This window comes from Treponema sp. R8-4-B8 (assembly GCF_054786175.1).
In genome coordinates, this window is sequence record NZ_BDHE01000008.1 from 46,203 (window position 1) to 61,135 (window position 14,933).

At 40.4% G+C, this 14,933-nt stretch carries 12 protein-coding genes; 8 read left to right on the forward strand and 4 right to left on the reverse strand.

From position 1 onward, the window contains the following. Positions 1–128: 128 nt before the first annotated feature. Both ACYVRA_RS02685 and ACYVRA_RS02690 read left to right on the forward strand, forming a co-directional pair. The gene (locus tag ACYVRA_RS02685) at positions 129–890 is read left to right on the forward strand and encodes an ATP-binding protein (RefSeq protein WP_461251206.1); all 762 of its coding nucleotides are present in this window, start codon (positions 129–131) and stop codon (positions 888–890) included. A gap of 417 nt (positions 891–1,307) precedes the next feature. After that, positions 1,308–1,895, forward strand: coding sequence for an ORF6N domain-containing protein (locus ACYVRA_RS02690; protein ID WP_461251207.1), 588 nt, complete (start codon positions 1,308–1,310; stop codon positions 1,893–1,895). Between the two features lie 36 nt (positions 1,896–1,931). On the opposite strand, the gene ACYVRA_RS02695 is transcribed toward ACYVRA_RS02690, so the two are convergent. From ACYVRA_RS02695 to ACYVRA_RS02710, 4 genes are all read right to left on the reverse strand, one after another. Continuing rightward, positions 1,932–4,724, reverse strand: a complete 2,793-nt coding sequence (locus ACYVRA_RS02695) for a hypothetical protein (RefSeq protein WP_461251208.1) — start codon at positions 4,722–4,724, stop codon at positions 1,932–1,934. Between the two features lie 219 nt (positions 4,725–4,943). Then, on the reverse strand, positions 4,944–6,719 hold the full coding sequence (locus ACYVRA_RS02700; RefSeq protein WP_461251209.1) for a sugar-binding protein: 1,776 nt from the start codon (positions 6,717–6,719) through the stop codon (positions 4,944–4,946). Positions 6,720–6,739: 20 nt separating this feature from the next. Next, on the reverse strand, positions 6,740–7,942 hold the full coding sequence (locus ACYVRA_RS02705; protein ID WP_461251210.1) for a hypothetical protein: 1,203 nt from the start codon (positions 7,940–7,942) through the stop codon (positions 6,740–6,742). Positions 7,943–8,004: 62 nt separating this feature from the next. Next, entirely contained in the window at positions 8,005–9,945 is a 1,941-nt protein-coding gene (locus ACYVRA_RS02710; RefSeq protein ID WP_461251211.1) for a glycoside hydrolase, read from the reverse strand. A gap of 272 nt (positions 9,946–10,217) precedes the next feature. Between ACYVRA_RS02710 and ACYVRA_RS02715 the strand changes: the two genes are divergently transcribed. From ACYVRA_RS02715 to ACYVRA_RS02740, 6 genes are all read left to right on the forward strand, one after another. Further along, complete coding sequence (locus tag ACYVRA_RS02715) at positions 10,218–10,661, forward strand: GNAT family N-acetyltransferase (RefSeq protein ID WP_461251212.1); 444 nt, start codon at positions 10,218–10,220, stop codon at positions 10,659–10,661. Between the two features lie 31 nt (positions 10,662–10,692). Then, the gene (locus tag ACYVRA_RS02720) at positions 10,693–11,427 is read left to right on the forward strand and encodes a lysostaphin resistance A-like protein (protein ID WP_461251213.1); all 735 of its coding nucleotides are present in this window, start codon (positions 10,693–10,695) and stop codon (positions 11,425–11,427) included. 65 nt (positions 11,428–11,492) lie between these two features. Then, positions 11,493–12,665 (forward strand): tyrosine--tRNA ligase, encoded by a 1,173-nt coding sequence (gene tyrS / locus ACYVRA_RS02725; RefSeq protein ID WP_461251214.1) that lies wholly within the window; start codon positions 11,493–11,495, stop codon positions 12,663–12,665. 78 nt (positions 12,666–12,743) lie between these two features. Beyond that, on the forward strand, positions 12,744–13,574 hold the full coding sequence (locus tag ACYVRA_RS02730; RefSeq protein WP_461251215.1) for a glycoside hydrolase family 11 protein: 831 nt from the start codon (positions 12,744–12,746) through the stop codon (positions 13,572–13,574). A 42-nt stretch (positions 13,575–13,616) separates the two neighbouring features. After that, positions 13,617–14,090 (forward strand): hypothetical protein, encoded by a 474-nt coding sequence (locus ACYVRA_RS02735; protein ID WP_461251216.1) that lies wholly within the window; start codon positions 13,617–13,619, stop codon positions 14,088–14,090. Positions 14,091–14,150: 60 nt separating this feature from the next. Continuing rightward, a partial coding sequence (locus tag ACYVRA_RS02740; protein ID WP_461251217.1) for a hypothetical protein occupies positions 14,151–14,933 on the forward strand: 783 nt, incomplete at its 3' end.

A 14,933-nucleotide genomic window follows, 5' to 3' on the forward strand; every position in this document is an offset into this window, starting at 1 on the left:
TTTGGAAAACCTTGTCGAGCTTATTTTGAAAATGCCAAGTCGGGGGAAAGAAGAATGAGCGGCGAAGAACGCGCAAGTTTAGAAAATCTTGTCGATCTCATTTTGAAAATATCGAATCGGAGTAATGTATGAGCGCGAATAAAAACAGCAAATTAATCGCCATAACGGGAAAGGGCGGCGTAGGTAAAACCACGGTCAGCGCGCTTTTAATAAAAAATTTATTGGCGGCGGGGAAATCTCCCGTGCTTGCGATTGATGCCGACCCTAATAGTTGCCTTGACGCGGCGTTAGGCGTACATGTTACCGATACAGTAGGCAGGGCGAGGGAAGACGTTCGCAATTCCGCCGGAGCGGATATTAATGTTTCCAAGCGCGAGCTTTTGCGATTAAAGCTGGAAAGCGCCCTTGTGGAAGAAAAGGGCTTTGATCTTATCGCTATGGGAAGGCCGGAAGGAGAGGGTTGTTACTGTTACGCGAATAACGTGCTTAAAGAGATAATCGCGGAAATTTCGTCGGGATACCCTTATGTGGTGCTGGATAACGAAGCCGGTCTTGAAAACCTTTCACGGCGGATTGTTCAAAAAGTTGACCTTATGATACTGGTTTCCGACGCTTCCAATTCAGGGTTGCAGACTTTGCTCCGCCTTTTTGAACTTGCAGGCGAAATGAAAATGGCTTACGGCAAACTCGCGCTTGTAGTGAACAAATTGCGAAGCGATAAACTTCCCGACAGAATGAAAGAGATAAGCGAAAAAACCAAAGCGGATATTGTCATCGGCCTTCCCGACGATGATGAAGTTTCGCTCTTCGCGCAGGAGAACAGAAATTTTTTGCGTATTTCGGATTCAAACCCTGTTTATTTAAAAGTAATGGAATTAGCGAACCTCTAAAAACACCGGATACGCACCGATCGGATACTGTTTTTTCGTAGTACTCTGTGACAACTAAATATTTACAAAAAGATATCTCGCAGAGGCGCAAAGGACGCAAAGTTGTTGTTTGCAGGATCCGTTTTTCCTTCAAGATTTGTAGTCAAACTTATATATCTTGATCAACAATAGACTGTCGGACAGGAACTTTGCGCCTCTGCGTCTTTGCGAGAGAAAATTTGGAATAATGTTTTGTAAAGTTTTAGTTGTTACTGACCAGTAGTGTACTTTGCCTTGCGAGGTACGCTTCATGGAGCGGTGTCGAGTCCATAAAAAAAATAAAATTTTTTCACAAAACAGTCAAGCAAAATGCGTACTTCGCGCCATATATAGGTGTTGCGTATGCAACATTTAAATTTCTTTTTTCAGGAGAAAAAAATGAAAAAACAAATAGGGGCGATAGATTTTTCAGAAATAGAAAAAGCTATAGTATCAGTCAAAGGGCAGAATGTTTTAATTGACAGCGATGTGGCGAGTATCTACGGCGTGGAAACAAAAGAGGTAAATCAAGCCGTAAGGAACAATCCTAAAAAATTTCCCGCCGGTTATATTGTCGAAGCTGACAGGAACGAACTGGTCAAAATTTTTGACCGGTTCAAAAACTTGAAACATTCTACAACGCAGCCAAAAGCTTTTACGGAAAAAGGCCTGTATATGCTTGCCACAATATTGAGAAGTCCGCAAGCGACGGCGGCGACGATTGCCATTATTGAGGCTTTTGCCAAACTGCGTGAATTATCGCATACAATCGCAAAATTAACGGACGCTAAAGAAAAGCCGGAACAACAATCCCTTATGCAAAAAAGCGGGGATATTTTCTCTGAATTGATAGCCGCCGACTTGCCTGTATCGGGAACAGAAACTACCCTTGAGATAAACTTTGCGGTAATGAAATTCAAGCACACTGTTAAAAGAGAGAAAAAAAAGGGAACAGTACAAGGCACTAAAAAGCCAAGCGGCGGATAACAAAGTGAACAAATAACAATTATTCAATCCTGAAAGTTAACTTTTCTTTAATTCGTCAGCTTTCTTTCTGGCGTTATCCATAATAGTTTTAATTTGTCTTTCAGCTTCCTGCTCTGTTTTTTGGGCTTTATCATTGCCTTCGTCACGAAGTTTTTTAGCAGCCAATTTAGCCGCGGTTTTTTCAAGAGGCGTTTTAGCCTGCGCTTCCAATTTATCGGCGGCGGCGTTGGCTTCTTTGCGTATTCTGTCGGCTGCTTGCTTGGCGGTATTACGGAGGTTTTGAGCTTGTTTTTCGGCCTCGGCCATGACGGCGTCTATTTGCTTATTAACCTCTTCTTTTACTTGTTCTTTCACTTGTTCTTTAACGGTTTCAACAACACTGCTTGCCATATCGGCGACGCCAAGAGTGACAGCAGGTTTGGTAACCGTGCCGCCTATCAATCCCGTCAATTTAAATTCATTGATCTTTACGCCTCCGGGTATTTTGCTCAAAATATCGGTCGCGCCGGGACCGACTACAGAAGCTGGCACTGTCGCATTTATCTTGTAATGCAATGACATGTCAAGGTTCTGTCCGCCTGTGATCTCAAGCGCGGTTTGCGCGATGTTCATCCGTATCGGTTCAATCGTCAACTCCCCATCCTTGATCGCGTATCTGACATTAACATTGTTCAGAGTGGGCGTGCGCCACGATTCGTTTTTTAACAGGTTGGCCATTGTGCCGAACAGTTCCGAGTTTTGTATTCTCAGGTTATGCGTTTGCAGTTGGCCTTTGGAATCCACCGTATTCATAACGGGACTGAGATGTTCGTCCAGAATACTGTTCAGAGTCAGGTTTGCCGACACTTTTCCATCGTAGTTCTGCGCCTGAGGCAATATTTTTTGGAGTATGTCAAACGATGAGATCGCGGAGTTTACGTTGAACTGTTTGATTGTCACGCCGAAATTAACCGATGGAACTTTGATATCCTGCGTATTATATTCGCCTGTGAGATTCATGCTTCCACCCAGCAGATTCATGCCGAGGTTCTGCATTTGCGCTTTGCCGTCCCTCACGAGCAACGAGCCTATAGTGTTAGTTATTTTTAATTTGTCAAACAGGAGATTGCCGATGTTAAGCTTCACCGCAAAGTCAATATTTTTTGGCACTTCGATAACATTCATCGGGGAGGAATCATCGGGCTTTTTTTCAGCGGGTTCTTTTTCTTTGGAACCCATAAATTCATTTAGATCAATGGTGTTCGATTTCAAGTCGAGATTGCCGCTTACAGTGCTGCCTTTGAAAATATACGGTATGAAATTTTCCAGCGTGCCATTCATGACGATATCGGTTTTTCCTATGACGGCGTCGAAGTTTACAAGGTCAACCTTTCTTGGCGAAAGATTAAGCTGCGTGCTGTTAATTTTAACAGCTTGCGGGAAACTGGAGCTTTTAAAATCAACGCCGCTAAGTTTCAACATTCCTTTTGCGTCAAAATCCTCATACTGTTTTTTTTCGAGCGCTGACATCCGTCCCGCCAGAGCAAAATCACATTCCAGCAAACCTTTCAGAGTGATATTGTCCAACGGAACAATATCAGCAAGAGAGTCAAAATCAATTTTGCCTAAAAATTTTGCCGCAGCCTGCAAATCGCTTTTTGGCGTCTTTACGTGCAGTTCGGCGTCGAATGGGTTGCCCGCCATCTCGAAATGCATTTTATTCAAGTCAAGCGTTGTTCTGTCGAACACGGCGCCGTCGTAAAATGCGTTGAGCTTGATGTTGATATTTTCTACCGACTTGGGCAGGTCGGGATATTTGAACATGGCGTTGTCAATAGACAGGTTTACGTTTGCGCTGGGCATCTGATTATTGTTGTATGTGCCTTTTATGGCGCCGGACAGGGTGAAGGTGCCGGTCGTTTTTATCGATTCAAAGCCCTTCATAAATACGGCAGGAACAAGTTGCAGCACGTTCTTGAAATTTATTGTTTCGGTTGCAAATGTCATATCGACGATGATGTCGCCGGGTATCTGCGCCGAACCTGCGAATTTCAGGATAATTTCATTCAGGTTGAATTTATTATCTTTTAAAGTGAAAGTCATATTTTTAAGATCGGCCGCGACTTCCGAAACAAAGCCGACGCGCGCGTTGGTCAGCATGTGAATGCCGCCCATCAAAAAATTAATATCCGTAATATCCAATTTCATTTTTAAATCAGCATTGTCAAGCGACATATCGCCTTGCAGAGTGAAATTGAGGTCAGCAACAGTCGCCGTCATTTTATTTTTATCGTCTTGAAAGGATAGTTTGGCGTTGCGTATCTCGAACTTATTAAGGGCGACCTTGAGCGGAGAGGTTTTTTCAGAGGAGCTTTTTTCCGCTGGAACTTCTGCGGGTGGGACATCTGCGGAGGGAACCTCCGCAGCCGGTTTTTCCTCCTTGCCTGATTTCATGATATTCCAGTTTGCGTTGCCATTTTCCGCTATATGGGCGTTTATGCTTGCCTGATCGAGCAGTATTGATTTTACCAGTATATTTTCCATCTTAATTACGCTCTTGATGTCCACTGTTACGCTGAAACTTTTAAATGCCACCAGCGTTTCACCGTCAAACTCGCCCTTGCCTGTTACCGTCAAATTTTCCAAAGCCACATAGGCGTTAGGGAAATTACGGATGAATGACAGTTTGAGATCCGAAAAATCGACTTGCGCCTCCAACATTTTATTCAATTCTGTTTTGGCTATATTTAGGATTTTTCCCTTGAACAGAATAGGCGTAACCAGCAATATCAAAAAAATCGCTACTACCGTAATCGAAATAATTATTAGTATTTTCTTAACTATTTTCATTTTCTTTGTTTTCTCCCTTAATAATAAATATATCACATTTTCTAAAGATTGAGAAGTATATAATGATCATGCAAAAGAAAAGAGAAAAATGAAGAAAGAAAAAAAGGAAGAATGTTTTAGTTTTATAATTTTTGTTCTAATAAGAGTTAGAAATAAATAGAGAAGTTGTCCGGAAACCGCGTTCCCGGGCAACTTCATACCTTCTAATCTTGATATACGCTAAAAATTATTGCCATTAAGCTCCAAAACGCCTGGAGCCAAATTTTCGGCATGCTGATAGGTATTAGCCGTTGTATTGTACCATTTAAGAACGCCAATACGCCTCCCGTTCGCGCCGACAGCGTTAATCTGAACTTCAAGACTGATAGGTTTATGATCTTCAAGCTTATAGGTTGACGAGAATCTCCAGGGAGCTTGAAAGATTACCGCCCAACCGCTGTCGGTCTTAAAGGTGTTTTTGCGGCCAAGCGCGTTAAACGCCGTTACCGCGGCGGCGGGATCGCCTGATGTGCTGCCGTTAGTGCCGAGGCGGTACTGCCCGCCTATATCATTGTAGTTACCCGAGTTCACCGCCGGATACGCTTCATTAATAAAGAGTTCTACCGATGAATCCAGATGGTCGTTTGAAAAGCCGGAAGTAGTCATATATTGGGATACTACATCAACATACAGCCACAGGCCGTCCTTGTCCCAGTAGAGTTTTGCTTTTCCTGTTGAACTTGGATTATCAAAGAATTCCTGATTCGTTTCCGCGCGGTTTTGTTTTTTTACCTCTATCCACTCAATTTCATTCCAGAGAGGATCAATGTATTTAACATTAGCCGCGTTAACCGGATCTGTCAGACTCGGAGTTCCGTAGGGAATATACATAGTTGCCAAAAGGTCCACGCGGATTTTGTAATAGTTGGCAACCGAGCCGCCCCCTGACGTTACTTTTACACCAAGGAATTCTTCATCTGAAAATTTTATTGTTTGCGGCGGCGCTTTCCAGTTAGTTTCAGCCTCGTCAGCCTTTCCAATTATTACCGTCGCGATTGTGTCATTTGGCGTAACGTCAACTGTAAAACCAGCCGCAGGCTGTACTACCGCCATCAATATATACCCTTCCTTAGCGGAGGCCAGTGCGGTTCCGGGCGTTCCATACTCCTCAACTTCAGCGCCGCCGATATTAATTATTTTAACGCCAACGTCATTTCCGACAGAAATCTTAAAGCCGTAATAAAGGACTGTACCGTTTTGCGCGATCATTTTTACATAGATTTCATCTCCGTCTTCAAAGTTATACGTAACGGGTTCATTATATGCCGCGAAAGCCGGAGTTCCCCCATTGTCCACTTTGGCAATTTCCATCGTTCCCCTGAAAGCGGCGGAGGGGATAAGTTTGATTTCCTTGCCCGTGTTATCGCCTCCATTGAAGCTGATTTCCCGCAAAGTCGGAATGTTATCCCACGCGGCTGCGGAATTACCCGTGGTTGTATATAGAGTAACTTCCGCAATTTGCAATGAATTCAACGTTGTATTGGCGCTGATGCTTGAAGTTTTTACGCAATAATAATTGACATTCATCCCGTCTTCGGCTGTTACGCGAATATACAGATAACCTCCGTTGTACAATCCAACCATGTCAATCGCGTCATCTGCAAATTCATCGTCCGCCGGCTGTTTAAGGCTTCTTCCGGACGCAAACGCGACGGAAGCTTTGGGGCTTCTTCCGGTTATAATCGTAATATCCGTATTAAACGCGGATACGGCAATAATAGCCTCGCCTATCTGCCCGTCTGTCAGAAAAGAAAGATCGTCATTGCCTTTCCAGTCTGAGGCTTTAATAAGCGACGGTACGGTAACATCTACATCGGCCACTTTAAGCGATGTTAAAACCGCTTCGTTGCTTTTTCCAGGGTTAGCGCCAGCCGGGCTCTCACAGCCTGTAATTCCAAATACCAACATTACAGTAAACAGGGTAATGCCTGCCATTAAAAATTTTGACTTAATCATATATGACCTCCTAAAAAATCTCACCACTTTACGCAAAAACGTAAATTAATCCACTGCCTTGTATGAATAGGCAGCATATTTTTCGCCTGATAATCGGGATTGTCCAGTTTGTATTGAGTACGGTAGTTATACGCAAACGCGATATAAGAGTCAGGGTTTAAGTTAAACTGTACTTTAGGTTCAACTTCCATATACTCGTAAGGCGAACCTTTGTATATCTTGCCTTCGCCGAAATCCTGGCCATACCAGAATGACGCTCCGACGTTAATTAAATTGCCGAAAAACTTGCAGTAGAAACTGGGCCTGATATGCAGAACATTACGGGTATCCCGCACGTCAAAACCAAAACGAATCTGGGCGGTAAAATTATCAGTATCATACTGGGTAAAGAGCCAATTCTGGAATGTGACAAAATCAGCAGCTTCCGCCCCGACTCCCACCCAATAACCGAGCGCCCAAATTGACAAACCGGGCAGGAATTTTCTTAACATATATTCTTCTACCCGGTATACAAGCTCCCCTCCTTCTATTGACGTTCTTGTCTTCACGCTGGTTTCCCTGATGTCCCTGTCGCTGTCAAGCCGGTAAGCAAAACGCGCGTGAAACAGTTCGTGGGTATACGCGATGCCGATAACCGATTCCATAAGATAATCCGCCAGGGTTATGTTTCCTGACGCGACTTTATCCGTATTGCTGTTAAAATAATTCAACACAAAACCCGCGTTCAGGCCGGGAACAATCCGAGGCTTTATCTCGAAACGTATTCCGCCTATCGTTGAAATTTCCAGTTCTTTCCACATTTCCGGCCCGCCAGTTCCCCAGGGCGAGGCTCCCAGTTTGCCCAGAGATAACGTAAACTGGTCATCAAAAAAATTACCGTAGCCGAAAGCGTAATTAAAAACCGGCATGCTTTTATCCAACAGCCATCCTTCATACCGCAGGCGGGTCTTAAACCCTAAATTATTATGAGAATACGCAACGTCTATCTGGAACCGTCCCGGAACAGGATACGTCGGATCTCTTTTACCGCTGTAGTCATCGCCCGCGTCGTCCCTGCTGTGGAAATAGGATTTCTCAAGAGGTTCATTAAGCCCGTCTTCATATTTAGACCAATACAAACCCGTTTTTACTTCGCCGCTTACGGTAAACTCATGGGCGAAAGCGGAAGCGGCCATAGTCATTGCAAGCGTTGTCATAAACAATATTTGTAATAATTTCTTCATATTGATTACTCCTCTTTATTCAAGAGAAAAATGAAGAGGGAAAAAATCCCCCTTCTATCGCGTTATTTGGTAAACCTTACCGAAAGGATAGTGCTTTCAGGCAATGTTACATAAGCCGCATTCCTGTCTTTGGTTATAGGCACTGTTTCCATTCTCGACTGCGCTGTCGAAGTTGACCGCATGGCCTCAGCGTTGCGTATAACAAAACCGTCGGGGAGTTTTATCTTAACGGTTCCCATGCTTAACCCGTCGGAACTGGCAGTGAGGGTGGGAGTATACATGACTAAATTGATTGCGGTTATGTCATTTAACGTGAGGTTATTTTTCTGCCGCATCCAGTCAAAATCGTCCCTCACCGACACAAACGCCGTCACCCTTACCGAAGTGCCGTTCAAAACATTGCTGGTCTGGTTGACAGTGGCAGTGGATATAGCGCCATTGGCCAGCGTACCGGTTACATCGACGCCGACCCTTCCGGTCTCTTTGGCAAACTTGGCATAATGTGACAGTCCGTGGCCCCGCGGCAGAATAACGCCGTTAGTAGTGCCGTAATCGCCTTCGCCCATCATGCTGTAAAAGCGTTTAATCAGCCACCAGATAAAAGCGCTTTCGTTATTCAGCCTGATGGTCAAATCAACCGTATTCATGAATGGCCATACATAGTTCCATGTCGGGTCATTTTCAAAACCTGACGCTTCACTGTGCTGATCATTTTCGGTCATCCAGACTTCTTTTGCGTCAAATTTAGGATCAGCAGGATTCGTGTAAAACCGTGGATTAGTGGCAAGCGGATAAGGGCTTGGATTTCTATTGTTGCCGTAAATATGGCGGCCTACAATATCAATGCACGCCCTTGAATGCGGATCCTGCAGAGCCAAGTCCTGTGGGGTAAGTTCATTGTGCGACTCGCCGCCCATCATCAATACCGATGGAAGCTCTTTGCCGCCGCCATATCCAGGTACGCCTTGGGTAATACGGCCTTCAAACGGCATACCCGGCGTTTTCCAAAAATCCCGGTTTTCCTGAGGCGAATATTGACAGCCGTCCCATGTCGCCGCGTATGAAAATTCATTTTGTAGCGAAACCGCGTAAATGGGGGCGCCATTTTCATACATGATTTCACAGTACCTTCTTAGATAGTTTGCGAAGTCAATGTAGTTTTCTTTTTTTAAACCGCTGCCGCCGCCAAGGACGCTGTTATTCGTTTTCCATTCAGCCGGAGGGGACCATGGGCTTGCCAGAACATAGCCTCCGTACTTGTTGACTATTTTGACGCGTTCATAGAAGTCCGATCTGTCGTACTTGGGATAAATAATATTAGTTACAAGCTCTTCCATGGTTTTGTCAATGTCAGTATTTTGGGGCAGTATCATGACGCGGAACATGTTATAACCCAGTTTCTCCGGATTAAACATGGTATCCACTTCCTCCAAAGTTGGCGGCGGCGGCGGATTGTCCCACGCCACATCCATTCCGCCAAAGCCGCGTACATACTGGTACCGTTGATCGGTATTTACCGTTACAACAGCGTTTGCAACATTGGGGACTTCAGCCTGGACATCCACAGTTGCCACGGCGCTGGTTGTCATTTGGGCGGGGTTTTTCTTGGTTTTATTAGTATTGGTGATAATCACATAATAGTAATGCGTTTTCGCCGCTGCCGTTATAGTTGAGGGAAGCGCGTAAGTCAATCCGGTCGCGCCGTTAATTGCCGTCCCGCCTGTCTTGACGGCAGACGTGTTTGAATACCACTGGAAGCTTAAAACATCATCAGCGGTCATTGATTTTACCGATACCGACAAATTTTTAATATCAGTATCGCCGACAAAATATATAGCGCCCTGCGGCTGCGCGGTTATTGTTGGCGCAGCGGCGCTACCCGTAGAAGGATTATCCGGATCTTCTTTTTCCAAGCTACCCGAAGGACAGGCGGTAAAAACCAACGTCCATACTAGCGCTGCAAGACCGAAAAATCCACAAAAAGAAAATTTGCATCTGTTCATTTTTTTCCTCCATAAAAGACAATAGCGTCATGAAAATAATTAAAATGAATATTTTTCATCATTAATATTATTTATGTTAATTATTTTTTTACTTAAAAATTCCATCCGGAGCTTGTATCGCTTCCGCCAAAATGCCACAGGTTTCTATATTGTATTAAAACTGTTCCTGAATTGCTTTTTCTTGTTCCCAAATTGCTTTTTTTATTTAAAATGATGAAAAATATTCATTTTTAATTTACTATCTTTATAAAATAATAATTAAGGAGGATTTTATGGAAATAAGACAAGTTTTTTACAATGATGAATATTGGCCTAAACTTATTGATTTTGTAAAAAAATCATCTTGGCGTGAAAGCCCCATCATAGCGGAAAATTGGGAAAAAAATAATTTTTTGGATTGGGAAAGGATATTTGTCGCCATTGAAGATAATAACATTATGGGGCATTGTTCATTTAATGAAAGAGACAGTGTTCCCAATGTAGAATATACTCCGTATATTCAAGCCGTTTTTGTAAATGAACAATATCGCGGCCATAGATTAAGTGAAAAATTAATTTTATGTGCAATGGCTTACGCTAAAACATTGGGGTTTGATAAAGTATATATTGTTAGCGCTCATAAAAATCTTTATGAAAAATACGGATTTATAAAAATAGATGAAAAAGACGATTATAGGGGCGAACGTCAAAATATATATTTTCAAAAGATACAATAAAATAATAACATACGCTAATTGAGGATGAAAAATGAATCGGAAATTGTCTCTTTTTGTGATTTTAGCTTTTGTTTTTAATTTAATTTTTTTGTTTATCCATATTAAATCGAATATTAGGTTTGAAAAAATCAGTATTAACCTGCCTCAATTTGCTCCCGCATTAGCATTTTTTGTTACTATATTATTATTCAGGGATTTATTTAGGCCAATAATAAGTTTTAATAGAATTGTTTTGGTTAAAACATTTCTCGCAATAATTATTCCAATAACATTATATACGCTTACCTTTTATATTGGAATGTTAGTGGGTATCAATGTAAAAATACAACCTAACTTATTTTCCACATTAATTGCTTGTCTGTTTGGATTAATTATTGGAAGTATTGGAGAAGAGATAGGTTGGAGAAGTTTTCTTCAACCGGCATTGGAACTAAAATATTCAAAATTTGCGTCTTCGTTAATAGTTGGATTAATTTGGGGGATATGGCACATAATTCACTATAAAAACGGACTATTATTTATGGTAGGATATGTATTATTTACTATTTCCGTTTCAATAGTTTTTGTATATTTATTAAAAGGAACGCAAAATAACATAATAGTTTCAACAATATTTCATACGTCTATAAACGCGTCCGCTATAACTTTTTTTTACGGCAATTTTGCAAATATAAAAATATGGTTTGTAAGTTGGATTATATGGTTAATTGCCGCAATAATATTAACAATATGTGAAAGAAAATATTATTTTAAAAGAGGAAAATAAAACGGCATATAACGTTATGTGCGAGTTTGTGCTGGATTATAAACCGAAAGGAGATTAATTAAATTATGGATGCTGATAATTTATTTGAAACAGTAAAACGAAACGCGGTAGATATTTTTTCGGAAGAAGGACTGAGGATGCGTTTCGCCTGCGGAAAACCGTTAAAAATAAAATTTGGCGCTGACCCGTCACGTCCTGATCTTCATCTGGGACATTCTGTTCCTTTGCGGATGCTCCGTAAATTACAGGATGCCGGGCATGAGATTATTTTCGTCATAGGGGATTTTACAGGCATGATTGGCGACCCGTCGGGACGCAGTAAAACAAGAACCCAGCTTTCTTTTGAGCAAACCAGACAAAACGGAAACAGCTACTTTCAGCAAGTGTCAAAAATTTTTGATCCGCAAAAAGCCCGTATCACTTATAATTCCCAGTGGCTTTCCAAATTAAATTTCGCGGATATTTTGAACCTTGCCGGTAAATATACCCTTGCGCGCATTATGGAACGGGGTGATTTTGCAAGCCGTTATTCCGCCAATCAGCCTATTGGCATACATGAATTATTATATCCGCTAATGCAAGGTTATGATTCCATCGCCTTAAACGCCGATATTGAGGTAGGCGGAACCGATCAGATTTTTAATCTTTTAGTCGGACGGGAATTGCAAAAAAATTACGGGCAATCACCTCAAGAAGCCATAACTTTTCCTCTGCTGCCAGGGCTTGACGGAAAAAATAAAATGAGCAAATCTCTGAACAACTATATCGGTATAGATGAACCTGCTGATATTATTTTTGAAAAATGCATGAAAGTACCAGATAATATTCTGCCGGATTACTTTAGATTGACTACGGATATGCTGGAAAATGATTACACAAAAATTATAAATGATGATATATGGCAAGCTCATTTGGTTTATGCGCGGGAGATAGTCAGAATGTATCATGGAGAAATTTGTGTTTCTCAAGCCGAAGAACATTATCGAGCCGTGGCGAATAAAAAAGCGCCGGATTCAATAAAAGTCTATACAATTAACAATGAAGAACAAATTATCCGATTGCTTGTTCTTACGGAACTTGCAGGGACAAATTCCGAGTCTCGCAGGTTAATAAATGAAGGTGGAATTAAAATTGACGGAAAAACAATCATTGATTCCGCTCTAATTATTAATAAAAATTGCGTTATCAGTCGTGGAAAAAATAAGTACATAAAAATACATTTTAACAAAGAAAATTAATCGGTAAAATTCAAAAATGATGAAAATTATTCATTTATTAATTACCGTTTTTATAATATAAAAACAAAGGAGGAAACAATGAAAAATCAATCATTAATGGGAAAGATTTTGTCAGTATATGTTTGTTGCTTTTTGATGGCATGTGCCGTAACAAATTCAAAAGATGGGCAAAATATTGATACGGATTCAAAGAATACGGAATCGAACGGAAAAACAGAAGTTAGCGGAGTAATATTTAACGGCAACAGCCACGGGAGCCAGCCCTTGGAAGGCTCTCCCTATAGTTATGAAATATGGAGCGCCAGCGGAAATAACAACCGTCTTATTTGGTACGGACCGGAAAAAGGCGGCGGGGCGGCATTCAGAGCTGAATGGAATAACGCGGATACTTTCTTGGGACGGGTGGGGCTATATTGGAATAAGGGAAAACCATACACGGATTACAAAAATGTTTTTTGCGATTTTGAGTTTGCCAGATCCGCTAATGGCACTGCAGGAAGTCATTCTTATCTTGGAATTTATGGGTGGTCAAAAAACCCGATGATAGAATGGTACATTGTAGACGATTGGTATGGAAACGGAATAATACAACCACAAAATATTGGCGGCGCGGCGGCAAAAAAAGGCGAATTTACAGTAGACGGCGCGACATATTTCATTTATCAGGCGACAAGGCCCGCCGGTTCCGGCAACATTGAAGGAAGCAAAGAACCATTCCCGCAATATTTCAGCATACGCCAGGAACGCCGTCAGAAAGGAACCATTTCCATAACGGAACATTTTAAGGCTTGGGAAAAAATAGGCTTAAAATTGGGAACAAATATGTACGAGGCAAAATTTCTTGTTGAAGCCGGTGGAGGGACTGGGTGGTTCGACGCATCATATATTTCGTTTTATCAAACGGACTGAAAAAATATTACTTTTTGTGTTAAGAAATATAAGGATGATTATATGAATATCCTAAAAGTTTTAAAACGACATACGGAAAATAGTTTTGAAAGTATTAATATGCTTTTTAACGCATTTAGTGAAGACGACTTTGAAAAAACAGTAAACGGTTTTCCAATATGGCAGCAAATTTATCATATGATTAACTCCATAGATAGAATATTTATTGATCCGGAAAATTATGTATATCCTGAATTTCATAAAGAAAATATTAATAACTTGGATTATCATTTTGATAAATCATATACAAAAGAATGTCTTTATAATTATTTTCAAGTAGTAAAAAATAAAATTTATTATTATCTTGATTATCTTAATGAAGACATATTGTTAAATAAAAGCAATCATAAAACATTTAATATGACAAAATTAGATCATATACTGGCTCAATTTAGGCACATGGGATTTCATTTAGGCTATCTTCACAGTTGTGCAAAAGTATTGCATGGAAATACGCCTGTGCATATATTGATTTGATTGTTGGGAATATGGAACGATAAATTATATATGAATTGAAATATGAAAGGTTAAAAATGTATGGCAATAAAATTGATTAAAATATTGTTTCTTACATTTTTAGTTTTATTTGTTTTTATAATGTGCCTACAAAGAAACGGCACTGAAAAAAAAGGAGATGAAATTTTGGAAATTAACATTAAATATTTAAAACATTTTGACCTTGTTTTTCATGTATTGGCATATTTAAAAGTAGATAACGCTTCTAATTTATATAGCGATGAATATATTGAAAAAATGGCTATAGAAAAGCAAAATTTTGCTTATGATATTATTCCACATATAAATTCACTGAAAGATTATTACAATAATAATTTTAATCGATTATCTTTAATAAACTTTTTGCCATTTTACAGCAAAGACTTTAATGATTTAAAAAATATTTACAGAAACTGCAATTCCTTTACTACAGATGACATGAAACATTTTATAAATCCGTTTATTGATATATTGGAAAGCGAATCTTCTTTTTATTTTAATTATTGGGAAAGTATTCATAAAGATAACAAATATATAAGAAAAACTGTTGAAGAAGAATTCAAACATGATCTTAAAAAATATTCATGTATGTTTGAGCATTACAATAAAAAGCCATTTGTAATATTTTCATATAGCCTTACTAATAACGGAAGAGGTTTTGGAACGGACACATTATTTTCCGCCGTAATTCGTTTTCCGAGAAATGAAAAAGAAGTCGCCTGTTCATTCATTCAATTATTACATGAATATACGCATAAATTTACGGATAATTTACTTGGTACAAATATTAACATGGAAGAGGGCTCCAATGATCTGGCGGCTTAC

Coding starts and splice junctions, on each gene's coding strand:
- ACYVRA_RS02720 (WP_461251213.1), top strand. CDS start 10,693: ATGAATCGGAAATTGTCTCTTTTTGTGATTTTAGCTTTTGTTTTTAAT.
- ACYVRA_RS02700 (WP_461251209.1), bottom strand. CDS start 6,719: ATGATTAAGTCAAAATTTTTAATGGCAGGCATTACCCTGTTTACTGTA.
- ACYVRA_RS02690 (WP_461251207.1), top strand. CDS start 1,308: ATGAAAAAACAAATAGGGGCGATAGATTTTTCAGAAATAGAAAAAGCT.
- ACYVRA_RS02685 (WP_461251206.1), top strand. CDS start 129: ATGAGCGCGAATAAAAACAGCAAATTAATCGCCATAACGGGAAAGGGC.
- ACYVRA_RS02735 (WP_461251216.1), top strand. CDS start 13,617: ATGAATATCCTAAAAGTTTTAAAACGACATACGGAAAATAGTTTTGAA.
- ACYVRA_RS02695 (WP_461251208.1), bottom strand. CDS start 4,724: ATGAAAATAGTTAAGAAAATACTAATAATTATTTCGATTACGGTAGTA.
- ACYVRA_RS02730 (WP_461251215.1), top strand. CDS start 12,744: ATGAAAAATCAATCATTAATGGGAAAGATTTTGTCAGTATATGTTTGT.
- ACYVRA_RS02705 (WP_461251210.1), bottom strand. CDS start 7,942: ATGAAGAAATTATTACAAATATTGTTTATGACAACGCTTGCAATGACT.
- ACYVRA_RS02710 (WP_461251211.1), bottom strand. CDS start 9,945: ATGAACAGATGCAAATTTTCTTTTTGTGGATTTTTCGGTCTTGCAGCG.
- ACYVRA_RS02715 (WP_461251212.1), top strand. CDS start 10,218: ATGGAAATAAGACAAGTTTTTTACAATGATGAATATTGGCCTAAACTT.
- tyrS (WP_461251214.1), top strand. CDS start 11,493: ATGGATGCTGATAATTTATTTGAAACAGTAAAACGAAACGCGGTAGAT.